General features: G+C 55.9%; 17 protein-coding genes and 1 pseudogene. 8 read left to right on the top strand and 10 right to left on the bottom strand.

The annotated features are described in order from the left end of the window. Positions 1-9 precede the first annotated feature (9 nt). The gene (locus tag Q0V31_RS17055) at positions 10-1,887 is read left to right on the top strand and encodes a SurA N-terminal domain-containing protein (RefSeq protein WP_298189689.1); all 1,878 of its coding nucleotides are present in this window, start codon (positions 10-12) and stop codon (positions 1,885-1,887) included. Positions 1,888-1,952: 65 nt separating this feature from the next. Here the strand turns inward: Q0V31_RS17055 and fabI are convergent, their stop codons facing one another. From fabI to Q0V31_RS17025, 6 genes are read right to left on the bottom strand one after another with little or no spacing between them, the layout of a single operon-like run. After that, on the bottom strand, positions 1,953-2,747 hold the full coding sequence (gene fabI / locus Q0V31_RS17050; protein WP_298189687.1) for an enoyl-ACP reductase FabI: 795 nt from the start codon (positions 2,745-2,747) through the stop codon (positions 1,953-1,955). Between the two features lie 29 nt (positions 2,748-2,776). Then, complete coding sequence (locus Q0V31_RS17045) at positions 2,777-4,381, bottom strand: ABC transporter ATP-binding protein (protein ID WP_298189685.1); 1,605 nt, start codon at positions 4,379-4,381, stop codon at positions 2,777-2,779. Position 4,382: 1 nt separating this feature from the next. After that, positions 4,383-5,402 carry an ABC transporter permease gene (locus Q0V31_RS17040; RefSeq protein ID WP_298189683.1) on the bottom strand — a complete coding sequence of 340 codons (1,020 nt, stop codon included), beginning with the start codon at positions 5,400-5,402 and terminating at the stop codon, positions 4,383-4,385. A 1-nt stretch (position 5,403) separates the two neighbouring features. Further along, entirely contained in the window at positions 5,404-6,477 is a 1,074-nt protein-coding gene (locus Q0V31_RS17035; RefSeq protein ID WP_298189680.1) for a microcin C ABC transporter permease YejB, read from the bottom strand. A 1-nt stretch (position 6,478) separates the two neighbouring features. Next, positions 6,479-8,320, bottom strand: a complete 1,842-nt coding sequence (locus Q0V31_RS17030) for an extracellular solute-binding protein (RefSeq protein ID WP_298189678.1) — start codon at positions 8,318-8,320, stop codon at positions 6,479-6,481. Then, positions 8,317-10,146 carry an extracellular solute-binding protein gene (locus tag Q0V31_RS17025; protein ID WP_298191120.1) on the bottom strand — a complete coding sequence of 610 codons (1,830 nt, stop codon included), beginning with the start codon at positions 10,144-10,146 and terminating at the stop codon, positions 8,317-8,319. The genes Q0V31_RS17030 and Q0V31_RS17025 overlap by 4 nt, the downstream gene beginning before the upstream one ends. Before the next feature lie 167 nt (positions 10,147-10,313). On the opposite strand from Q0V31_RS17025, the gene Q0V31_RS17020 reads away from it, so the two are divergent. Continuing rightward, on the top strand, positions 10,314-11,738 hold the full coding sequence (locus tag Q0V31_RS17020) for an HDOD domain-containing protein (protein WP_298189676.1): 1,425 nt from the start codon (positions 10,314-10,316) through the stop codon (positions 11,736-11,738). Here the strand turns inward: Q0V31_RS17020 and Q0V31_RS17015 are convergent, their stop codons facing one another. Both Q0V31_RS17015 and gloB read right to left on the bottom strand, forming a co-directional pair. Next, positions 11,739-13,277: a lytic transglycosylase domain-containing protein gene (locus Q0V31_RS17015; protein ID WP_298189674.1), complete on the bottom strand. Its 1,539-nt coding sequence runs from the start codon at positions 13,275-13,277 to the stop codon at positions 11,739-11,741. Positions 13,278-13,375: 98 nt separating this feature from the next. Next, positions 13,376-14,149, bottom strand: a complete 774-nt coding sequence (gene gloB, locus Q0V31_RS17010; RefSeq protein ID WP_298191118.1) for a hydroxyacylglutathione hydrolase — start codon at positions 14,147-14,149, stop codon at positions 13,376-13,378. A gap of 74 nt (positions 14,150-14,223) precedes the next feature. Between gloB and Q0V31_RS17005 the strand changes: the two genes are divergently transcribed. Both Q0V31_RS17005 and rnhA read left to right on the top strand, forming a co-directional pair. After that, positions 14,224-15,003 carry a methyltransferase domain-containing protein gene (locus tag Q0V31_RS17005; RefSeq protein ID WP_298189672.1) on the top strand — a complete coding sequence of 260 codons (780 nt, stop codon included), beginning with the start codon at positions 14,224-14,226 and terminating at the stop codon, positions 15,001-15,003. A gap of 17 nt (positions 15,004-15,020) precedes the next feature. Next, positions 15,021-15,473, top strand: coding sequence for a ribonuclease HI (gene rnhA, locus Q0V31_RS17000; protein ID WP_298189669.1), 453 nt, complete (start codon positions 15,021-15,023; stop codon positions 15,471-15,473). A 243-nt stretch (positions 15,474-15,716) separates the two neighbouring features. Here rnhA and Q0V31_RS16995 read toward each other — a convergent pair. Together Q0V31_RS16995 and Q0V31_RS16990 are read right to left on the bottom strand one after the other, a co-directional pair. Beyond that, positions 15,717-15,860, bottom strand: a pseudogene (locus tag Q0V31_RS16995) (transposase); the annotation flags it as partial. Positions 15,861-16,001: 141 nt separating this feature from the next. Further along, complete coding sequence (locus Q0V31_RS16990) at positions 16,002-17,399, bottom strand: PLP-dependent aminotransferase family protein (RefSeq protein WP_298189668.1); 1,398 nt, start codon at positions 17,397-17,399, stop codon at positions 16,002-16,004. 164 nt (positions 17,400-17,563) lie between these two features. On the opposite strand from Q0V31_RS16990, the gene Q0V31_RS16985 reads away from it, so the two are divergent. The 4 genes from Q0V31_RS16985 (at position 17,564) to Q0V31_RS16970 (ending at position 22,662) form a co-directional block, all read left to right on the top strand. Next, positions 17,564-18,547 carry a TAXI family TRAP transporter solute-binding subunit gene (locus tag Q0V31_RS16985; RefSeq protein WP_298189667.1) on the top strand — a complete coding sequence of 328 codons (984 nt, stop codon included), beginning with the start codon at positions 17,564-17,566 and terminating at the stop codon, positions 18,545-18,547. Positions 18,548-18,691: 144 nt separating this feature from the next. Beyond that, a complete protein-coding gene (locus tag Q0V31_RS16980) occupies positions 18,692-21,304 on the top strand; it encodes a TRAP transporter permease (RefSeq protein WP_298189665.1) in 2,613 nt (870 codons plus the stop codon). After that, a complete protein-coding gene (locus Q0V31_RS16975; protein WP_298189663.1) occupies positions 21,297-21,743 on the top strand; it encodes a universal stress protein in 447 nt (148 codons plus the stop codon). Before Q0V31_RS16980 ends, Q0V31_RS16975 begins: the two co-directional genes overlap by 8 nt. 133 nt (positions 21,744-21,876) lie before the next feature. After that, positions 21,877-22,662: an enoyl-CoA hydratase/isomerase family protein gene (locus Q0V31_RS16970; protein ID WP_298189661.1), complete on the top strand. Its 786-nt coding sequence runs from the start codon at positions 21,877-21,879 to the stop codon at positions 22,660-22,662. The last annotated feature ends 29 nt before the right edge of the window (positions 22,663-22,691 follow it).

Genomic DNA, 22,691 nt, shown 5'->3' with positions numbered 1-22,691 from the left:
GGGGGACGCATGCTGCAAAATATCAGGGACAATTCACAGGGTTGGATTGCCAAAACCATCATCGGCATCATTGTCGCGCTGCTTGCGCTGACGGGCGTTGATGCCATTTTCACCAGCACCAGTAACAGCCAGAATGCGGCTGAGGTGAATGGTGAGAAAATCACCTCTGCGGAACTCAGCCAGGCTGTTGAGATGCAGCGCCGGCAGTTATTGCAGCAGTTGGGGCGTGACTTCGATGCATCCCTGCTGGATGAGAAGCTGCTGCGTGAAGCGGCTCTGAATGGTTTGGTCGAGCGCACCTTGTTGCTCGATAGCGCCAAAGACGCCAAGTTCGCATTTTCGCAACAAGCGCTGGATCAGTTGATCCTGAAAACGCCTGAATTTCTGGTCGATGGTCAGTTCAACGCAGAACGTTTCGATCAGGTGATCCGTCAGTTGGGCTATAGCCGTTTGCAATTCCGCCAGATGCTTGAGCAGGAAATGTTGATCGGTCAGTTGCGCGCCGGTCTGGCCAATAGCGGTTTTGTCACTGATGCCCAGGTGCAAGCCTTTGCCGCACTGGAAAAACAAACCCGTGACTTCGCCACCCTGACACTCAAAGCCGACCTTGATGCGGTGACGCTTAGCGATGACGACATCAAGGCTTACTACAACGCTCAAGCCAGTGAGTTCATGAGCCCTGAGCAGGTGGTCTTGGAATACGTCGAGCTGAAAAAAGATGCGTTCTTTGACCAAGTCGAAGTCAGTGATGAAGCGCTGCAAAGTGCTTATCAAAGTGAAATCGCCAACCTCGCCGAACAGCGTCGTGCCGCGCATATTTTGCTTGAAGTGAACGATGCTCTGAATGACGAGCAAGCCCAAGCCAAGCTGGTCGAGGTGCAGAAACGTTTGCAGCAGGGCGAGGATTTTGCCGCCTTGGCTAAAGAGCTCTCCGATGACCCTGGCTCGGCAAGCGAAGGTGGTGATCTCGGTTTTGCTGGTCCGGGCGTGTATGACCCGGCCTTTGAAGAGGCGCTGTATGCGCTGAACGAGAATGCCGTATCGGCTCCGGTGCGCAGTGAGTTTGGCTGGCACCTGATCAAACTGCTGGGTGTTCAGTCGCCTGAAGTGCCGAGCTTTGCCAGTCTGGAAGAAAAGCTGCAGCGCGATCTGAAGGCACGTCAGGTTGAGCAGCGCTTTGTCGAAGTCTCCAAAGACCTTGAAGATGCTGCGTTCGAATCTTCGGATCTGGCTCAACCTGCTCAGGAGCTTGGCCTTGAGGTCAAGACCACTGAGGCGTTCGGCCGTCAAGGTGGCAGCGAAGGGCTGACGGCTAACCGCCAGGTAATTCAGGCGGCGTTTAGCGCCGAAGTGTTGGAGGACGGCAGCAACAGCAGTGTGATTGAGCTCGACCCGAACACTGTTGTGGTGGTGCGCGTCAAAGAGCACAACAAGCCTAAGCAGCTGCCGCTTGAGCAAGTTGCCGCAAGCATTCGCGACCAGCTGACTAAGGTGCGTGCCAGCGAAGCTGTGAAAGCCAAAGCTGAAGAGCGACTGGCGGCTTTGCGTGAAGGCCAAACGCCAGTTACTCAAGCGGACTCTGAGCAGGGGTGGACTGTTGTCGAAGCCGCCACGCGGAGTCAGGAAGGCATTGAGCCGGTCGTGCTGCAGGCGCTGTTCCGTATGCCCAAGCCTGAAGCGGCCGACAAGCCAACCTTTTCCGGCATTAGCCTGAGCAACGGTGATTTCGTGATCATTCGGCTTAATGGCGTGAGCCAGCCGCAGCAAGCGCTGTCGGATGAAGACAAGGCGATGTACAGCCGCTTCCTGGCTTCACGCGAAGGGCAGCAGGACTTCGCGGCATTCCGTAAGCAGCTGGAAGAAAAAGCCGACATTGAACGCTTCTAATCCGTTCGCTGCATACAAAAAGGCCGCTCAATTGAGCGGCCTTTTTGTTGCTACCAACTACGCGATTATTCGTCCATCGCGCCCATGGCGGTGGTGTTGAAGCCGCCATCGACATACATGATTTCACCGCTCACACCCGAGGCCAGGTCCGAGCAGAGGAACGCACCGGCGTTGCCGACTTCATCGATGGTGACGTTGCGGCGCAGCGGGGTCTGCTTCTCGTTGGCAGCGAGCATCTTGCGGAAGCTCTTGATCCCGGAGGCCGCCAAAGTGCGGATAGGGCCGGCCGAGATGGCGTTGACGCGGGTGCCTTCTGGACCGAGGCTGCCTGCCAAGTAGCGTACGCCGGCTTCCAGGCTGGCTTTGGCCATGCCCATGACGTTGTAGTTAGGCATGGTGCGCTCGGCACCCAGGTAGGAGAGGGTGAGCAGGCTGCCGTTGCGGCCTTTCATCATCTCGCGGCCGCCTTTGGCCAGGGCCACGAAGCTGTAGGCGCTGATGTCGTGAGCGATGCGGAAGCCTTCGCGGGTGGTGACGTCAGTAAAGTCGCCGTCCAGCTGGTCGCCAGGTGCAAAGCCGACGGAGTGCACGATGCAATCCAAACCGTCCCACTTCTTGCTCAGTGCTGCAAATACCGAGGCGATTTCTTCGTCATTAGCCACGTCGCACGGGAAGCACAGGTCAGCGTTTGAGCCCCAGTCAGCAGCAAAGCCTTCAACCCGGCCCTTGAGCTTTTCGTTCTGGTAGGTGAAGGCCAGTTCGGCGCCTTCACGGTGCATGGCTGCCGCGATGCCGGAGGCGATGGACAGTTTGCTGGCGACGCCAACGATCAGTACGCGCTTGCCGCTTAGAAAACCCATGGATGCGATTCCTCTTCCTGTCTTCAGAATTAATCAGCTGGGACCATAAAGGCCGCTTCCAGCAATTGCTGTGTATAGATGTCCTGTGGCGCGGCAAAGACACGTTCCGCAGGTCCTTGCTCGACTACTTTGCCCTGTTTGACCACCATCACGTGATGGCTCAGGGCTTTAACCACGGCCAGGTCGTGGCTAATAAACAGGTACGTCAGGTTGTATTTGGCCTGCAGCGACCGTAGCAGTTCGACTACCTGGCGTTGCACGGTGCGGTCGAGTGCCGAGGTCGGCTCATCGAGCAGAATCAATGCGGGTTTGAGTACCAGGGCGCGGGCAATGGCAATGCGCTGGCGCTGACCGCCGGAGAACTCATGCGGATAGCGATGGCGGGTGTCTGGGTCAAGATCGACTTCAACCAGGGCATCGATAATCGCCTGCTCCTGCTCGGCTGCAGTGCCCATGCCATGAATCTGTAAGCCTTCGCCGACAATCTGGCTGACTGACATGCGCGGGCTGAGGCTGCCAAACGGGTCCTGAAAGACCACCTGCATTTGTCGCCTCAGCGGCCGGACCTGCTCTTGCGAGAGCTGATCAATTGCCTGCCCCTGGAAGCGAATGTCACCTTGGCTGCCGAGCAGGCGCAAGATCGCCAAGCCAAGGGTGGACTTGCCTGATCCGCTTTCACCAACGATGCCCAAGGTATGCCCCTGCGGCACGCTGAAGTTGATGCCATCCACCGCTTTGACGTGATCGACGGTGCGCCGCAGCAGGCCTTTTTTGATCGGGAACCATACGCGCAGGTTGTCGACTTCCAGCATTGGCTCACCGGCTGGTTGCTCGACCGGGCCGCCGGAAGGTTCGGCCCCCAACAGCTCACGGGTGTAGGGGTGTTGTGGGGCGCTAAACAGTGTGTCGCAAGCGGCTTCTTCGACGATATGCCCGTGCTGCATGACGCAGACTCGGTGAGCAATGCGTCGCACCAGGTTGAGGTCGTGGCTGATCAACAGGATCGCCATGCCCAAACGCGCCTGCAAGTCCTTGAGCAGTTCGAGAATCTTCAGCTGCACGGTAACGTCCAGCGCCGTCGTCGGCTCGTCAGCGATCAGCAGTTCCGGCTCGTTGGCCAGCGCCATGGCAATCACCACGCGCTGACGTTGTCCGCCTGACAGCTCATGTGGATAAGCCTTGAGGCGTTTCTGCGGTTCGGGAATGCCGACCAGCTCCAGCAACTCAAGGGTGCGCGCCGTGGCAGCCTTGCCGCGTAGCCCCTTGTGCAGGGCTAGCACTTCGTTGATCTGCTTTTCGATGCTGTGCAGCGGGTTGAGCGAGGTCATGGGCTCCTGAAAGACCATGGCGATGCGGTTGCCGCGAATGCCGCGCAGTTTGTTTTCGTTGAGCTTGAGCAAGTCCTGCCCGGCATAGTGAATCCTGCCGCTTGGATGTTGGGCCAGCGGGTAGGGCAGCAGGCGCAGGATGGAATGCGCCGTCACCGATTTACCGGAGCCGCTTTCGCCCACCAACGCCAGGGTTTCACCGCGTTTGATGTCGAAGCTGACGCCTTCCAGGACCCGTTGTTTGCGGCTGCCGGTAACGAACTCGACAGCCAGGTCGCGGACTTCGATGAGGGGGGAGTCGGTCATGTTATTTCCTCGGATCGAAGGCGTCACGTGAGGCTTCGCCGATAAACACCAGCAGGCTAAGCATCAGGGCGAGCACGGCAAAGGCGCTGATGCCCAGCCACGGTGCTTGCAGGTTGGACTTGCCCTGGGCCACCAATTCACCCAGCGACGGTGCGCCAGGGGGCAGACCAAAGCCGAGGAAGTCCAGTGCAGTGAGGGTGCCAATTGCGCCGGTGAGGATGAACGGCATAAAGGTCATGGTCGAGATCATGGCGTTGGGCAGGATGTGGCGGAACATGATCGAGCCGTTCTGCATGCCCAGCGCGCGCGCGGCCCGTACATATTCCAGGTTGCGTCCACGCAGGAACTCGGCGCGCACCACATCCACCAGGCTCATCCAGGAAAACAGCAGCATGATGCCCAGCAGCCACCAGAAATTTGGTTGCACGAAGCTGGCCAGGATGATCAGCAAGTAGAGCACCGGCAAGCCCGACCAGACTTCGAGAAAGCGCTGACCCACCAAATCGACCCAGCCGCCGTAGAAGCCCTGCAACGCGCCGGCAAATACGCCGATCAGCGAGCTTGCCAGCGTCAGAATCAGGGCAAACAACACGGAAATGCGAAAGCCGTAGATCACCCGCGCCAGCACATCACGGCCCTGGTCATCGGTGCCCAGCCAGTTCTCTGCCGAGGGTGGGGCCGGCGCGGGCACTTGCAGGTCGTAGTTGATGCTGGAGTAGCTGTAACGGATCAGCGGCCAGATCATCCAGCCGTCTTTTTCCTTGATCAGTTCCTGGATATATGGGCTCTTGTAGTTGGCCTGCAGCGGGAACTCACCACCGAAAGTGGTTTCCGGGTAGCGCTTAAATACCGGGAAATACAGTTCGCTGTCGTAGCTCACCACCAGCGGCTTGTCGTTGGCGATCAGTTCGGCGCCCAGGGTGACGAAAAATAATACGAGGAAAATCCACAGCGACCACCAGCCGCGTTTGTGCGCCTTGAACAGCTGGAAGCGTCGTTGATTGATCGGGGAGAGTGTCATTTCAACCCTCCCGGCTTTCGAAGTCGATGCGCGGATCGACCAGGGTGTAGGTAATGTCGCCGATCAATTTCACCACCAAACCCAGCAGCGTGAAGATAAACAGAGTGCCGAACACCACCGGGTAGTCACGGTTGATGGCGGCCTCGAAGCTCATCAGGCCCAGGCCGTCGAGGGAGAAAATCACCTCGATGAGCAAGGAGCCAGTAAAGAAAATGCCGATAAAGGCCGCGGGGAAGCCGGCGATGATGATCAGCATGGCGTTGCGAAACACATGGCCGTAGAGCACGCGGTTGTTGCTCAAGCCCTTGGCCCTCGCGGTGACCACATATTGTTTGTTGATCTCATCAAGAAAGCTGTTTTTGGTCAGCAGCGTCAGGGTGGCGAAGTTACCGATCACCAAGGCTGTAACGGGCAGAGCGAGGTGCCAGAAGTAGTCGAGCAGCTTGCCGCTAAAGCTCAGTTCATCGAAGTTGTTCGAGGTCAGGCCGCGCAGTGGGAACAAATCCCAGTAACTGCCGCCGGCAAACAGCACGATGAGCAGGATGGCGAACAAAAACGCCGGGATGGCGTAGCCAACGATGATCATCGAACTGGTCCAGACATCGAAAGCACTGCCATGACGGGTGGCCTTGGCGATACCCAGCGGGATCGACACCAGGTACATGATCAGGGTGCTCCACAGGCCTAGGGAGATCGACACCGGCATCTTCTCGATGATCAGGTCGATGACCTCGGCATCGCGAAAGAAGCTGGAGCCAAAGTCCAGTTGTGCGTAGCTCTTGAGCATCAGCCAGAAGCGCTCGGGGGCCGATTTATCGAAGCCATACATACGCTCGATTTCAGCTACCAGATCAGGGTCAAGTCCTTGTGCACCGCGATAATTGGAGCCCGCCACTGAAACTTCGGCACCGCCGCCAGCAATGCGGCTGGTCGCGCCATCGAAGCCTTCCAGCTTGGCAATCATCTGCTCAACCGGACCGCCGGGGGCAGCCTGGATGATGACGAAGTTGATCAGCAAAATACCGAACAGGGTGGGAATGATCAGCAAGAGGCGACGAAAGATATACGCCAGCATCTTATTGCTCCGTGCTCAACGGCGCGCTAACGGCCGCCGCTTCGGGTGATTGCTCGCGGGCCCACCAGGTGTGCAAGCCTATGTCGTATTGCGGCGTCACTTTGGGGTGCTCAAAGCGGTTCCAGTAGGCCACGCGCCAGGTTTTGATATGCCAGTTGGGCACCACGTAATGGCCCCACAACAGCACGCGGTCGAGGGCGCGGGTGTGGCTGATCAGGCTTTGCCGGGAGTCGGCATTGATCAAGCCCTCGACCAGGCTGTCGACAGCCGGGTCTTTGAGGCCGATAAAGTTACGGCTGCCGGGGTTGTCGGCGCTGCTGGAATGCCAGTATTCGCGTTGCTCGTTCCCGGGTGAGTTGGACTGGCCAAAGCCGCCAACGATCAGGTCGTAATCGCGCGAGCGCAGGCGATTGATGTACTGCGATACGTCAACGCGGCGAATCACCAGTTCGATGCCGAGATCGGCCAGGTTGCGTTTGAACGGCAGCAATACGCGTTCGAATTCGGTTTGTGCCAAGAGAAACTCGAAGCTCACCGGCTTGCCGGTGCCGTCGAGCATCTGATCGCCATCGATCCGCCAGCCGGCCTCTTGCAAGAGCTGGTAGGCGCGGCGCTGCTGCTCGCGAATGATCCCGCTGCCATCCGTAACCGAAGGCTGGTATTCGTCGCTGAACACCTGTGGCGGTACTTGTTCGCGCAAAGGTTCCAGCAGCTTCAGCTCATCAGCAGAGGGCAAGCCGACTGAAGCCAGTTCAGAGTTGTCGAAGTAGCTGCGGGTGCGGGTATATGCGCCGTTGAACAGCTGGCGGTTGGTCCACTCGTAATCAAACAGCAGGCCCAAGGCTTCACGCACGCGGCGGTCGCTGAACAACGGGCGGCGTGTGTTGAAAATAAACCCCTGCATGCCGGTGGGGTTGTGATTGGTGATTTCTTCCTTGATCAGTTGGCCGTTGGCGACGGCCTCGGTGTTGTAGGCGGTGGCCCAGTTCTTCGCGCTGGTTTCCAGCCAGAAGTCGAACTGACCGGCCTTGAGCGCTTCCAGGGCTACCGTGTTGTCGCGGTAGTAGTCGGTTTGCAGGGTGTCGAAATTGTAGAAGCCGCGGTTAACCGGCAAGTCCTGACCCCACCAGTCCTTGACCCGTTCGTAGCGTATCGAGCGTCCGGCCTGGACGTCGGCCACTTTATAAGGTCCGCTGCCCAGGGGGATATCCAGATTGCCTTTGCTGAAGTCGCGCTCGGCCCACCAGTGCTTCGGCAGCACCGGTAGCTGGCCGACGATCAGCGGCAGTTCACGATTGCCGGCATGCTTGAACACGAAGCGAACACGCAGGGGGCTTTCGACTTCGACCTTTTCAACATCCGCGTAATAGCCGCGGTACATCGGCGCGCCTTGGCTCATCAGGGTGTCGAAGGTGAACTTAACGTCTTCGGCAGTCACCGGCTGGCCGTCGTGAAAGCGTGCTTGCGGACGAAGATAGAAGCGTACCCAGGCATTGTCCGGGGCTTTCTCAATTTTCTCGGCGAGCAGGCCGTATTCGGTAAAGGGTTCGTCCAGGCCATGGCGGGTCAGGGTGTCGTAGATCATGCCGATGTCGTCGGCAGCCACACCCTTGTTGATAAAGGGGTTTAGGCTGTCAAAGCTGCCAAAGCCCGCTTGACGCAAGGTGCCGCCCTTGGGGGCATCCGGGTTGGCGTAATCAAAGTGGGTGAAGCTGGCCGGGTATTTGGGCGGCTCGTCATACAGGGTTTGTGCATGCTTAGGGCCGGCCAAAGCCAGGCCGGCAGCGCCAAGCAGGGCAATGCTGCTGAAGTGGATGAGCAGGGTGCGCAATGCACGGGTCATTCAGCGTTCTCCATGGATTTTAGCCACCAGGTACGCAGGCCCAGGGTGTAGGGCGGCGTGGCGACGAAGGCAAATCGGTTGCGGTAAGCCAGGCGGTGGTAGTCGATATACCAGTTCGGGATGGTGTAGTGCTGCCACAGCAGCACCCGGTCAAGGGCGCGGGTGGCCGCCACTTGTTCAATTCGTGTTTGAGCCAGCTGAATTTTTTCAATCATCGCGTCGACCACGGGGTGGTTAATCCCGGCGTAGTTTCTGCCGCCCTTGACGTTGACTTGCGATGAGTGGAAGTACTGTGACTGTTCAAGACCGGGGCTGAGGGTTTGCGGCAGGGTGAGCAGGATCATGTCGAAGTCGTACTGATCGAGCCGCTGTTTGTACTGGGCGCGATCAACGATACGCAGGTTGGCCTGGATGCCGATGTTGCTGAGGTTGCGGGCAAAAGGCTGGAGAATACGCTCAAGGTTCGGGTTGACCAGGAGAATCTCTAAGGTGAACGGCTGACCTTGTTTATTGAGTAAACGTTGCCCTGAAGGCTTCCAGCCGGCTTCGGCTAATAAACCCAAGGCGTGGCGCAAGGTTGCCCGTGGGATACCACGGCCATCGGTTTGCGGCATGGTGAAGGGTTCGCGGAACAGGCGCGCCGGCAGTTGTTTACGGTAGGGCGACAGTAGCAGCCACTCTGCGCCCTCTGGCTTGCCTTTGGCGGAGAACTCGCTGTTGGGGTAATAGCTTTTGGCGCGTATGTATGAACTGTTGAACAAGGCGCGGTTAGCCCACTCAAAGTCGAACATCAAGCCAAGGGCCTCACGGACTTTACGCTCGGCGAATTTCTCGCGCCGGGTGTTCATGAACAGTGCCTGGGTCTGGGTGGGGATTTGGTGGGCGATCTCCGCCTTGATCACTTCTCCGCGACTCATCGCGGGAAAGCGATAACCGTTGGCCCAGTTCTTTGCCTGTTGTTCGATGTAGACGTCGAACTCACCTGCCTTGAACGCTTCGAATGCGACATGGCTGTCGCGGTAGAACTCGACGTCTACTCGATCGAAATTGTACTTGCCACGGTTAACCGGAAGTTGCGCGCCCCACCAGTCTTTGACTCTCTCGAAGCGCAGGCTACGCCCCGGGCTGACGTTGGTGATGCGATAGGGTCCGCTGCCCAGCGGTGGCTCGTAGGTGGTGGCCTTGAAGTCGCGGTCTTTCCAATAGTGCTGCGGCAGCACCGGCAGCTCGCCCAGGCGCAAAATCAGTAACGAACTGCCGGCACGCTTGAGGATAAAGCGGATGCTGTGGCGATTGAGGATGTCGACGCGTTTCACTTCCTGCAGGTTGCTGCGGTACTGCGGATGACCTTGCTTGAGCAGCAAGCGGTAGGAAAAAGCCACGTCGTAGGCGGTAATCGGCTTGCCGTCATGGAAGCGCGCCTCGGGGCGTAGGTTGAACACCACCCAGCTGCGATCGTCGCTGTACTCCACCGACTCGGCGATCAGCCCGTAGCTTGAGGCCGGTTCATCGCCGGAAGGATCGTAGGCCCCGGTGCCAACCATCAAGGGCGCGTTAAGTTCATTGACCCCATATTGCAGGAAATTGGCGGTGCTGATCGGGCTGCTGCCCTTGAGGGTGTACGGGTTGAGCGTGTCGAAGGTGCCGTTGGCCATCATCCGCAGGGTGCCACCTTTTGGGGCTTCCGGGTTGACCCAGGCAAAATGGGTGAAGCTGGCAGGGTACTTCAGCTCGCCAAATTGGGCGTAGCCGTGACTTGTATACAGGGTGGCCCAGGCGGACGAACTGATGGCCAGGCAGAGAAACAGCGAGAGGAGGGGACGTATCAAGTGAAATATCCGATCCGTGGCGTCTTTGGGGCTGCTGGTCAGGCACATTAACAGCTTGTATCGACAGGAAAAAGGGTAGGCTCGCGGCTTAGTCATCGCAGCACTTTCACTACACTAAAGCGACTCATCATGAGGACACTGTTTTGGCGACACGATGCCATGGTTTGCAGTCATGGATTGACCACTTCAACCAAGCCGAATTACCTGCCCTGGCGACGGTCGTGCAGGACCTGCAGCGCCTGACGCTGGGCGATAAATCATCGGTTCAGCAGTTGGCGGATGTTTTGTTGCGTGATGCTGCACTGACCGCCAAGGTCCTGCGCATCGGCAATAGTGTGTATTACAACCCTTCCCAGGAAGCCATTCGCACCATCTCCCGGGCCATTGTGCTGATCGGTTTCGATAACGTACGGCAAATCGGCCTGTCGGTCAGCTTGATTGATGGTTTGCTGGCGCGCAGTTCACGCGATCAGCTCGCGGAGTTGCTGGCCTGCTCTTTCCACGCGGCCGTGCAGGCGCGCAATATCGCCGGCTATTTACTGACTAAAAATGACGAGGAAGTGTTTATCGCCGCGTTGTTGCATAACGTCGGTGAGTTGGCGTTCTGGGGCTGCGCGGGCGATGCCGCCGATGAATTAGCCAGCGCCTTAGCTCAGCCTGGGATTGAAACCGATGAGGTAGTGATGCAGTTGCTCGGCACCAGCTTTCGCCAGTTGAGCCTGGCCCTGGTGAAAAGCTGGAACCTGGGCGACACCGTGAGTCTGGCGCATCAGTCCACCAGCCAGAATGATCCAGCGGTTAAGGCTGTGACCCTGGGGGCGAAGATTAGTCAGGCGGCATTGCAGGGTTGGGATACGCCGGCCATGGAGGCGTTGGTCGGGCAGTTGGCCTGTCTTATTGGGGTCACTCCGGAGGAAGCCATGCAGCAAGTGCTGGCCAGTGCCGAGGAGACGGTGAAGATGGCCGCGACTTTTGGCGCCAGTCAGCTGTGCAAGCTGATCCCCAATACCGACCCGGAGCAGATTCGCCTGCAGCGTGAGCAGCGCAAGGTGCAGTTGCTGCAGCCCAACTTACTGGTGTTGCAGCAAGCCCTGCAGGATCTCGGGCTGATGCTTTCGCGGCGTAGCGAAGTTGCTTTGGTGCTCGACACCCTGTTCAAGGGGCTGCATCAGGGGGCAGGTTTGGAGCGCGTCATGCTGGTGGTGCTGGCCGACGGGAAAACTTGCTTTCGCGCCAAACGGGTGATTGGCGAGGGCACGGAAAGCTGGGCGGAAGATTTTGTCTTGCCCGTTTCCCTGCGTGAGCAGCCACATATATTCAGTTATGCGCTGCGCAATAAAGAGGTGCTATGGATGGGGGTACCAGCCAGTTACAACCTTAATGAACTGGTCACCCAACCGATTCGTCAGCGCCTGGGCCAAGGCATGTTCTTTGTTGCGCCGCTGTTGGCCGGCACCCGGGAAATTGGCCTGCTGTATGCCGATTGCCGGGTCTCCGGGCGGGCGTTGAAGCATGAGCAGTTTGTCGCCTTTCAGCGGTTTAGCCAGCTGACGGGGCGTTGCCTGGATGCGATGAGCAGGAAGGCCTGATCAGTTGGCACTGTATAGGGTCAGGGTCTGCCCAGGCTTGAGTGCTCTGCCGGCCTTGGGGTTCCAGTTCTGCAGTGTCTTCATCGGCACCTTGAGGCGCTTGGCGATCAGGTACAACGAATCACCCTGGCGCACCTTGTAATAGGTTGCACTCTGGCGGGTTGTGCCGGGTTTTCCAGCGTGCAAGGTCAATACCTGGCCGACCCGCAGGCTATTGCCCGCTAGCTTGTTCCAGCGCCGTACGTCGTTGACCGCGACCTTGTGGCTCTTGGCGATCTGCCAGAGGCTATCGCCGTTTTTAACCCGATAGGTGCGACTGGGCGCGCGCTGCGCCGTGGTGAGTTGGCGCAGTGGCTCACGCGCGATGACCCCGGACTGTGCGGGAATGCTGAGCATTTGGCCGATGCGCAAGTGATTGCTGGAAAGCTTATTGATGTTCTTCAGCGTGACCACGCTTAGCTGGTGACGATTGGCAATGCTGTGCAAGCTGTCGCCTGAACGTACGCGGTATTGCTGCCAGTCCACCCGATCCTGGGGTTTCATCAATGACAGGTTGGCGGTCAGCAGTTCAGCTTTGTCGGTCGGCACCAGCAGGTGCTGCGGACCGTCCAGAGTGATGCCTTTCTTGAACGCCGGGTTGAGCAGGTACAGTTCATCTTCATCCAGGTCGGCCATGGCGGCGACACGGGCAAGGTTCATGTGCTGCTTGAATTCGATCTTCTCGAAATACGGCTCGTTGGCTATCGGATTGAGGCTGACGCCATAGGCGTGCGGTGTCATCACCACTTGCGAGACTGCCAATAGCTTGGGCACATAATTCTGCGTTTCGGTCGGCAGCGAGAGGTTCCAGTAGTCAGTCGGCAGGCCAAGCTTCTGGTTACGCTCAATCGCTCGACTTACTCGGCCTTCACCTGCGTTGTAAGCGGCCAGGGCGAGTAGCCAGTCACCGTTGAACATTTCCTTGAGGCGCGACAGGTAATCGAGCGCGGCGTTGGTCGAGGCCAGCACATCGCGGCGGCCGTCGTACCAGTTGGTCTGGCGCAGGTTGAAATGGCGACCCGTGGACGGGATGAACTGCCAGAGCCCAACTGCATGGGCATGTGAGTAGGCCAGTGGGTTGTACGAGCTTTCAATCATCGGCAGCAGGGCCAACTCCATCGGCATATCGCGCTGTTCCAAACGCTCAACGATGAAATGGATATAAGGGCTGCTGCGCTCGCCGGCTTTTTCAATAAAGGATGGGTTGCTGACGAACCACAGCCGCTGCTGTTCGATGCGCGGGTTGAGGGTGATGGTCTCTTGCAGCTGATAGCCGTTGCGCACCCGTTCCCAGATGTCTTTAGGCTCTTCGGGAGCTTGCGCCACGCTGTCGTCTAGCCACTCGGGTTCTTGCTCGAGGCTGGCGTTGGACGTGCGCTCATGGCGCTGCTGACTGGTGCTCTGACAGCCCGCCACAGTTATGCATATGATCACCAGAAGCGCCTGCGCGCTACGTGCTAATGCCTTTAAATTCAAGGTCTTGCGTGGTGATAAAAGCATTGGCGGCGATGTACTTCCCGGCGAAAAGGTCGGGCGATTCTAGAAACGAGTCTGCCATTGGTCAAGTTTTAACCAGTTTTTTGTGTGCCTGTCGTGGTTTAGAAACGATCTTTCCAGGCGCGCAAGGCGGCGAAAACCTGAGTCGGCGAACGCTCGGCAGGTCCTTCGCGCTCGGCGATGCAGGCGTTGACTGAAGGCTGTGCACTGCGCAGAAAAGGGTTGGTCGCGCGCTCCAGGCCGATTGATGAGGGCAGGCTGATTTGCCCTGCTTCACGCCATTGGCTGACCTGCGCCAGGCGCTGTCTGATTTCGGGGTTGTTAGGTTCAACTGCCGCGGCGAAGCGCAGGTTGCTCAGGGTGTACTCGTGGGTACAGAACACTTGGGTCTGCTCAGGCAATGCGGCTAGGCGGCTGAGTGATCCATGCATCTGCTCGGGCGTGCCTTCGAACAACCGGCCACAGCCGCCAGCAAACAGCGTGTCACCGCAGAACAGCCAGTGTTGCTCGGGCTGGATATAGGCGATGTGCCCCAGGGTGTGCCCCGGCACTTCAACGATGTTGAAGCAGTGCCCGAGGATCTCAGCCAGGTCGCCGTCGTGGAGCGCCAAGTCACGCCCAGGAATCTGCTCGTTTGCGGGGCCGAGCACCCGAGCGCCAGTGAGAGTCTTGAGCCGCTCGATACCACCGACATGATCAAGGTGATGGTGGGTGATGAGGATGTCGCTCAACTGCCAGCCAGGATTAGCCGCCAGCCAGGCTTCGACAGGTGCAGCGTCGCCAGGGTCGACAACCGCGCAGCGACGCTGTTCAGCGTCTTGCAGTAGCCAGATATAGTTGTCGGTAAATGCAGGCAGGGCGTCGATTTTAATCATCACTAGGTCGCTAAGCAGGGCATAAAGGTTCATCTTAGGGTGCAATAGCGGTGCTGGCTACGTAGGTGTTTTTTATGACCGATCATCCGTTTGCCCATGCTGATAGTGAGTGGCTCGACCTTATAGGCGCTGCGCGTAGTTGGCTGGGCGGTCCGCTCGGGCAGTTATTGCTGGAGCAGGAGCGGCAGCTACTGGAAGAAGAGCTGGCGCGCTTTTTCGGTGGATATTTGCTGCATTACGGCCCAGCTGCCGATACGCCGCCGGACGCCCAGCAGATTCAGCGCAGTGTGCGCGTGGGGGCGCCGTTCAAGGGCGTCGAAATTGTCTGCGAGGAACAAGCCTGGCCACTGACCGAGCATGCCGCTGATGTGGTGGTGCTGCAGCATGGTCTGGATTTCAGCCTGTCGCCCCATGGTTTGCTGCGTGAAGCCGCACGCAGCGTGCGCCCCGGTGGCCATTTGCTGATTGTCGGGATCAACCCGATGAGCAGCTGGGGCATGCGGCATTTATTTACCCGCGATGCGCTGCGTCAGGCACGTTGTATTGCGCCCAGCCGGGTCAGCGACTGGTTGCGCCTGCTGGGCTTCGCGCTGGAGAAACGCCGCTTCGGGTGCTATCGTCCGCCGCTTTCTTCACCGGCCTGGCAAACGCGACTGGCATCGATTGAGCGCTTGGGGGCGGCCTGGCAGCTGCCTGGCGGCGGTGTTTACGTGCTGGTGGCGCGCAAGCTGGTGGTCGGGCTACGCCCACTGCGCCAGCCCAGCCGGCAGACCGTGGGCAAATTGCTGCCGATGCCCGTAGCCAAAGTCAGCCGCCGTGAAACACCGCAGAAATATAACCGGCCGATCAATTGAGTGAGAGTTGCAGATACATGAGTGAACAGGTCGAGATCTACACCGACGGCGCCTGCAAGGGTAACCCGGGCGTGGGTGGCTGGGGCGCGTTGATGATATTCCAGGGCGTGGAAAAAGAGCTGTGGGGCGGTGAGGCCAATACCACTAATAACCGTATGGAAATGACCGCGGCCATTCGCGCCCTGGCCGAGTTGAAGCGTTCTTGCGATGTGCGCCTGGTGACCGACTCACAGTATGTGATGCAGGGTATTCAGGACTGGATGCCAAACTGGAAGAAGCGCGGCTGGAAAACCGCTGCCAAGCAGCCGGTAAAAAACGCCGACCTCTGGCAGCAGCTGGATGAGCAGGTCAATCGGCATACCGTGACCTGGCAGTGGGTGCGGGGACATACCGGCCACCCAGGCAACGAACGTGCCGATCAGTTGGCCAACCGCGGCGTTGATGAAGTAAGAGGTTTGAAGCATGCGTAGTGTGATTCTTTTCTGCCCACTAGGCAGCAGTGTAAACGGGCGGCGAGTGAGTGAGGTCTAGCCTCAAGCCTCGATAGAACGTTGCCCGACAGTCAGTCAGCGTGATGCTGATGATTGAGTCTTCGTCCTTACATGAGGCCAAAGTGTAAATGGTGAGCTATTTCGGCCTTCCATCGTTTACATTTTGAGATGTTGCTCCGAAGACGCGAAAAAACCGTATCCCCGCTAGGGTCTGTTGCCGTTTCACATGGTTAACCAAAGGAAGGCACAGGCCATTGCCACCACGCTTTCATAATTTCTCTTGAGCTTGTCGAATCGAGACGCCAACGTCCGGTAGTGCTTCAGTCGGGCGAAGGCGTTTTCCACCAAGTGTCGATTGCGATAAAGCCCTCTCATACGTATAGAGGCTCAGGGGAGGTTCAAAATGATGGCCGGATTAAACCATAATTTATATGAGTTAGTTGTAGTCGCCCCAGGCCCGGATTAATGTGGTTGGGCCATTCCCTGCATGCGATTTACTTACTATGGTTAGTAGAGAGGAAGATTCATCATAGGGTTTTTGCCGAGAGTATCCTTTACGACTAGAAGCCCTTTTTTAAGGTGCTCTTGGGTGTCTGGTGTTGTGAGTGCAAGTCTCACTGAGTTGAGCTCTTTGCTTCTTCCTTGCGTGAAATGGCTGGAGTCGATGCAGGCAACGCCTTCTAGCTTTAAGGCGCTAATAAACTCAGATGACCGCCATTGCGTTGGTAATTTCAACCATAAGAAAGGCTTTGCTTCATTGTCGGCAGGAAAGTATTCGCCAAGAATTTGTTTGGCTATTTCCCAACGTGCAATAATTTCTTTGCGCTGCCAGTTTGCAAGTTCATAGATGATGCCAGTTTTTATCCATGTTCTGGCAACCTCAGCCTGAAGTGATGAACCAGTCAATGATAGAGCATGTTTGGCGATCTCTAAGTCTGGAATATATTTAATATCAGACCTCAAATAGCCGATGCGTAAAGTGGGGGAGGCATACTTTGAGAGACTGGTTACATAAAAAGTATTGTCGGGTGCCAAGCTTACTATGGGGGGCGGCAACGCTCCTGAAATGGCCCAAAAAGGGTTGTTCTCGATAATGTAAAATCCACATCGCTTTGAAATTTCAGCGATTTGTTTTCTACGCTCTAGAGACAAGGTGATGCCCGTTGGGTTTTGGATGTTGGGTACAATGAACAGCAGTTTAGACTGAGTTTTAGTTGCTACGCTCTCCAAGCATGAAGGGATTATTCCCTGATCATCCATGGCAATGGGGGCGATTACCCGGTTTTGAATAGAGCAGGCTGTTTTGAATCCTAGGTATCCAATCTCTTCTGTCATTACAATGTCACTGGGTTTGGAAAATACACTTAATAGCAAGTGAATCGCTTCCTGAACGCCATCAGTGACTAGTATTTCCGAAGGGGGGGCACTGTAACCGCTTTCAGCCATGAACGATGCGCCGGCTCTTCGGTGGCTTTCGTAACCTAATTCGGGCCCGTAACCAGTAATCGGTTTGCGCAGGAGATCATTGCCTAGCTTAGTCAGTGTGTCTGCAAAAGCTTGTTTTCTAAGTGCACGATCATTTAGTGGAGATGGCAATAGAAGACCAAAATCGACTCTACGTTCCTTCTTCCGCCCTAGTACCAGGCGTGTTTCGGAGTCTTCCTGTTCTTTGATTCGTGTCCCATCACCTACCTTCGCGTAAACCAGCCCCCATTCCGCCAGTAACTGGTAAGCCTTGGCGACGGTTCCAATGGTAACTCCCAGCCGCCAAGCCATTTCACGATGTGCTAGCAGCTTGGAATCAGGCCTGAGCTCTCCACTGAGGATTGCATCGCGTATGGCTTCGGCAACTGCTCTGTAGCGATGGCCGCTGTAGCCACTGATATCGGGAGTCCAATGAGTCATCTGAGGTCTGAAAACTATATTGCCACGGTGTCAATACAGTAATTGACCCCCGGAAGGGTGTCAATGTAGGTTGACTCAAGCTTCGTAAAAGGTAGCAGGGCCAAATGCTCGCCCCTTGATCGAGCGAGGCGAACAGAACCGATAACTATCTTGTAGAGGTCGTGATGCTGAATAACAAAAATACAATGAAGTGCACCATTCTTGGCATGGCGATGGCTAGCGCTCTTGCTGCTGTTGGTGTGGCTCATGCCGCTGGCGACCGATTTGTGACCATCGGTACTGGGGGGGTGACAGGTGTGTACTACCCCACTGGTGCGGCCATTTGTCGCTTGGTTAACAAAGGCCGTGAAGAGCACAAGATCCGCTGCTCTGTCGAGTCGACGGCGGGTTCCGTCTACAACGTCAATGCGATCCGTGCCGGCGAGATGGATTTCGGTGTCATCCAGTCTGATGTGCAGGGCGATGCAGTTCATGGCACAGGGATCTATGCCGATGCCCCCTATAAAGAATTGAGAGCACTATTTTCGACCAGTGCAGAACCTGTTCATTTGATGACACTCCGCGATGCCAATATCAACGACTTTAAACAGCTTGCGGGTAAACGGGTCAACATCGGTAATCCTGGCTCAGGCCAGCGTGCGATGGCGGACCTCGCCATGGAAACTTTGGGGTGGAGCAAAAAAGAGTTCTCTCTGGCTGGCGAGTTGAAATCAACCGAGCAGGCCGGGGCGTTATGTGACGGCAAGATGCAGGCAGTATTTTGGGCGGCTGGTGTGCCGAACGGTGCAGCGCAAGAAGCTACAAGCACCTGCGATGTGAAAATTATTCCCGTGGTCGGTGACTGGGTTGACGCGATCGTAGATAAGAATCCTGCATATACCAAGTCGGTCATACCGGGCGGTACCTACACGGGCAACCCCGACGATATTCCAACGTATGGAACACGCGGCACCTTTGTAACTTCCGCTAACACGCCTGACGATGTCGCCTATCATTTGGTTAAAGCCGTGTTTGACGACTTGGATGCATTTAAAAAGCTCCACCCTGCTTTTACGGCGCTAAAGGCTGAGCAGATGGTAAAAGAATCTCTCTCTGCACCTTTGCATCCCGGCGCTATTAAGTACTACAAAGAGAAAGGCCTGCTCTAAATATTGCAAGCCGGGGGCAGGCATGCCTGCCAACCGGGCTCTTGTTCTTGTATATATTTGCAGTGCATTTCTTATCGCAAAAATTAAGTGAAAAGAAAGCCCGCTGCATCCGTCAATAGAAGTACAAAAATACGGATTACCAGAATGGCTATATTCAAACGCACGGAGAAAGTACCTGTAGATGCTGTCGATGATCTAATAGCGATGGCGGATACCGGAGCGCGCAATCCGAAAAGCCGGATTGTGACATCTCTGCTCTGGTGGACCTTGTTACTTTGGGCACTGTTTCAACTTTGGATTGCCTCTCCCATACCTTATATCCTGGGCGTCGGTGTGATGAATGACACCGAAACTCGGGCCATCCATTTGGCATTCGCCGTATTTCTAGCATTCACGTCCTTTCCAGCATTCAAAAACAGCCCTCGCCGATATATACCACTTGCAGACTGGGGCTTAGCTTTTTTGGCTGCTGGCTGCGCCGCCTATATTTGGATTTTTTACGAGTCACTTTCAACTCGACCGGGAATGCCGAACTCGTTTGATATCGCCGTGGCCGGGTTTGGGATGGTTATTCTGCTGGAGGCGGCACGCCGCGCTCTCGGTGCGCCTTTGGCTGTGGTAGCACTGGTCTTCCTCGCCTATGTTTTCTTCGGCTCTGCAGACTTTCTACCGGATGTGATCCGCTGGAAGGGGGCGTCCTTCGAAAAGGCCATGTCTCACATGTGGCTCGGCACCGAAGGGGTATTCGGTGTTGCTCTTGGCATCTCGTCAGGATTTGTGTTCCTGTTTGTTCTTTTTGGGTCTTTGTTAAACCAGGCGGGTGCCGGAAATTATTTCATTCAAATCGCATTTTCTCTGCTGGGGCATATGCGTGGAGGTCCGGCCAAGGCGGCGGTTATTTCCTCGGCAATGACCGGTTTAATTTCAGGTTCCTCTCTGGCCAATGTGGTGACCACTGGTACCTTTACTATTCCCTTGATGCGCCGGGTCGGTTTCTCGCCGGAAAAGGCAGCTGCTGTTGAAGCCTCTTCTTCCGTTAACGGCGTACTTACTCCTCCGGTGATGGGTGCTGTTGCATTCTTGATGACCGAATATGTCGGTATCAGCTACATCGAGGTGATCAAGCACGCAATCATCCCCGCGTTGATCTCATATATAGCGCTCGTCTATATCGTGCATTTGGAAGCGATGAAGCATGACATGTGCGGGCTGCCCCGCAGTACGCCTATTGCTCCTTGGAAAGCACGCCTGATCCGCTCCGGTATCATACTGTCTAGCTTTATGATCCTCTGCAGCTTGCTCTACTACACGGTCGTGTTTATCAAGTCCCAACTGGGTGATCTGGCGCCTTGGCCGCTGGCATTGTTGATCATTGCTGGTTATGTAGGCCTGCTGAAGATTGCCGCAAAGTCCCCTGATCCCGAACTTGGCGAAAGTGCATTTGAAAAATTGCCAGCCTTCGCAGATATCTACAAGTCGGGTATTCATTACATCATTCCTATGCTGGTGTTGGTGTGGTTCCTGATGGTCGAAGGCAAATCTCCGGGACTCTCCGCATTCTATGCCAGTCTGCTGATGGCTTTTATTCTGTTCACACAGAAACCACTGAAGGCAATCTTCCGTGGTACGAGTGATTTTAAAAAGCAGGTCAAAATCGGCTTCATGGACCTCTGTGAAGGGATGGTCAATGGTTCGCGGAATATGATTGGTATCGCCATCGCCACGGCAGCAGCTGGTGTGATAGTGGGAACGGTCACACTGACAGGTGTAGGTCAGGTGATGGCTGAATTTGTCGAACTACTATCTGGCGGCAATTTGTTCTTGATGCTGGTCTTAGTGGCGACGCTCTGCATCATCTTGGGCATGGGGCTACCCTCAACCGCCAACTACATTGTTGTATCGTCACTAATGGCCGGTGTGGTGGTAGAACTTGCCGCACAGGGTGGCCTGATTTTGCCGTTGATTGCCGTGCACATGTTTGTGTTTTATTACGGCATCATTGGTGATGTAACACCTCCAGTGGGCCTTTGCTCTTATGCGGCGGCAGCAATCGCTAAGGGAGACCCCCTTAAAACGGGGTTTATGGCCTGCTTCTATTCGTTGCGCACAGCCGTTCTACCTTTCCTGTTTGTGTTCAATACAGAGCTGTTGCTTATCGATGTATCGCCTATGCATGCGATTTTCGTGTTCGTAATTGGGCTGACTGCAATGCTGCTTTTTGCAGCCGGTACCATGGGGTTCTTCTTCGTTCGAAGCCGGCTCTGGGAGTCCGCTGCGCTGCTCTTGATCTCCTTTACCCTGTTCCGTCCGGGTTTTTTCCTGGACATGATCGATCCGCCCTTTGAGCAGGTCGCGTCGGCCCAGATCTTTGAAATCGCTGATAAAGCCCCAGCTGAGACTGGTATTCGAGCACGGCTGCGCGGCGAGACGATAGACGGCAAGCTGGTCGAGTCGACCTTCATATTGCCGTTGGGAGCAGATAGAGCTGATGGTGGAATGCGCTTAGAGCAGGCCGCAGGTGTGCAGTTTCGTTTCGAGGGGGAACGTGTCTACGTAGACAATATTACTTACGGCGGAGTTGCACAGAAGGCGGGGATCGACCTTGACTGGGAAGTATTAGTCATCGAGCAAACCAAAGAGAGACTCGACAAAGAGATTTTCTACGTCCCCGCCTTCCTATTGCTGGCATTGGTGATATTTCTCCAAAGAAGACGTAAGGCACCTGCCGAAGTAGCAAAGGAAGTTAATTATGTTTAACGATATTCTTGTAGCGGTAGATCTTAATTACGCAGAAGAGCAGCGTGCAGTTTTAAAGGTGGCTAGGGAACTGGCGGTTGTCCATGGCTCCCGCCTGCATGTTGTCTCTATCATTCCGGATATTGCTAGCGCTCTTGTCGGCATTAATTTTTCAGTGGCTGAGCGCAAGCGGGTACTCGAGCAGGTCAATACACAGCTTCATGCCTATGTTAAGGATGTCGTCGGTGATAGTTGCCCTGTGCAGCATATCGTCGACACCGGAAAAGTTTATGAGGAGGTTTTGCTGTTGGCCAATAAACTACCCATTGACCTCATCGTTATGGGGGCACACCAGCCCGCACTTAGCGATTATTTACTAGGCTCGAATTCCGCACGAGTAGTGCGTCACGCCACCTGCTCGGTATTTATTGTCAGGCCCAGCGAGGTGGTGAGTGAGTAACTCGCCACTTGTTTAAACGGTCATGTTGTCCGAATAAATTATTTAATTTTTAGAAATATTGAGTCGGTGATCTGCAAACAGGTCGCCGCGGGATTAATTTGTCCAGAGAGAACATCAGGTGATGACAAACATTATGAATTTCGAAACGATCATTTACCGTAAAGCAGATCACTATGCGGAGATTCGCTTTAATCGTCCGCACCGCCTCAATGCCGTGGTTGAACAGTTCTATCACGAGTTGTTAGCCGCGTTGACGCAGGCTGAAAATGATCCAGAGGTACGTGCCGTGTTACTCACCGGCGAGGGCCGAGCATTCTGCGTCGGCGCTGATATGAAGGAGCATGGTGCGGGTGAGCGGACGCTTAGCCAGCGCCGCGACTATCTACAAGTAGGCAACGATGTATGCGAAAAAATATTTCGCCTGAAAATCCCCGTTGTTGCCGCCATCAACGGCTATGCCCTGGGCGCCGGCGCAGAGATGGCTTGCTGTTGCGACTTCGTACTGATGGCTGAGACGGCAAAAATCGGCTTTCCGGAAATCAGCATTGGCACCTGTGTGGGCGGCGGTGTAACTCAGTTCCTGCCTCGCCTTGTAGGACTGGCGAAGGCGCGTGAACTGATATTCACCGGTGAAAAAATAACAGGTAAGGAAGCGGCCGCAATCGGCATGGTTAACCGTTCGGTAGCCGATGACGAACTTCAAAGCGAAGCCGAGCGATTTATCGGTGTGCTGGCGAGCAAAGCGCCTATCTCCATGTCGATGGCAAAACGCCTTTTGAATAACGCCTCGTACCAAAACCTAGAAGATCAATTAAAGCTGGAAATCGACAGTGTCTTTATCTGTTCGACCACCGCCGATTGGCAGGAGGGCGTTGATGCCTTTGCCGAGAAACGCCTCCCCCGATTCAAAGGCTGTTGAGACGCTAAAGCTGAATCAATATTTTTCTA

This window comes from uncultured Pseudomonas sp., from assembly GCF_943846705.1.
GTDB lineage: Bacteria > Pseudomonadota > Gammaproteobacteria > Pseudomonadales > Pseudomonadaceae > Aquipseudomonas.
The sequence above is the reverse complement of the archived record's forward strand: the minus strand, read 5'-3'. Positions and strand labels throughout refer to the sequence as shown.

Excerpts from the sequence above, each read along its gene's own strand:
- Q0V31_RS16975 (WP_298189663.1), top strand. The coding sequence starts at position 21,297 with ATGTTTAACGATATTCTTGTAGCGGTAGATCTTAATTACGCAGAAGAG.
- Q0V31_RS17040 (WP_298189683.1), bottom strand. The coding sequence starts at position 5,402 with ATGACACTCTCCCCGATCAATCAACGACGCTTCCAGCTGTTCAAGGCG.
- Q0V31_RS17045 (WP_298189685.1), bottom strand. The coding sequence starts at position 4,381 with ATGACCGACTCCCCCCTCATCGAAGTCCGCGACCTGGCTGTCGAGTTC.
- Q0V31_RS17030 (WP_298189678.1), bottom strand. The coding sequence starts at position 8,320 with ATGACCCGTGCATTGCGCACCCTGCTCATCCACTTCAGCAGCATTGCC.
- Q0V31_RS16990 (WP_298189668.1), bottom strand. The coding sequence starts at position 17,399 with ATGACTCATTGGACTCCCGATATCAGTGGCTACAGCGGCCATCGCTAC.
- Q0V31_RS16980 (WP_298189665.1), top strand. The coding sequence starts at position 18,692 with ATGGCTATATTCAAACGCACGGAGAAAGTACCTGTAGATGCTGTCGAT.
- Q0V31_RS16970 (WP_298189661.1), top strand. The coding sequence starts at position 21,877 with ATGAATTTCGAAACGATCATTTACCGTAAAGCAGATCACTATGCGGAG.
- Q0V31_RS17055 (WP_298189689.1), top strand. The coding sequence starts at position 10 with ATGCTGCAAAATATCAGGGACAATTCACAGGGTTGGATTGCCAAAACC.
- gloB (WP_298191118.1), bottom strand. The coding sequence starts at position 14,149 with ATGATTAAAATCGACGCCCTGCCTGCATTTACCGACAACTATATCTGG.
- rnhA (WP_298189669.1), top strand. The coding sequence starts at position 15,021 with ATGAGTGAACAGGTCGAGATCTACACCGACGGCGCCTGCAAGGGTAAC.
- Q0V31_RS17005 (WP_298189672.1), top strand. The coding sequence starts at position 14,224 with ATGACCGATCATCCGTTTGCCCATGCTGATAGTGAGTGGCTCGACCTT.
- Q0V31_RS16985 (WP_298189667.1), top strand. The coding sequence starts at position 17,564 with ATGCTGAATAACAAAAATACAATGAAGTGCACCATTCTTGGCATGGCG.
- Q0V31_RS17015 (WP_298189674.1), bottom strand. The coding sequence starts at position 13,277 with ATGCTTTTATCACCACGCAAGACCTTGAATTTAAAGGCATTAGCACGT.
- Q0V31_RS17035 (WP_298189680.1), bottom strand. The coding sequence starts at position 6,477 with ATGCTGGCGTATATCTTTCGTCGCCTCTTGCTGATCATTCCCACCCTG.
- fabI (WP_298189687.1), bottom strand. The coding sequence starts at position 2,747 with ATGGGTTTTCTAAGCGGCAAGCGCGTACTGATCGTTGGCGTCGCCAGC.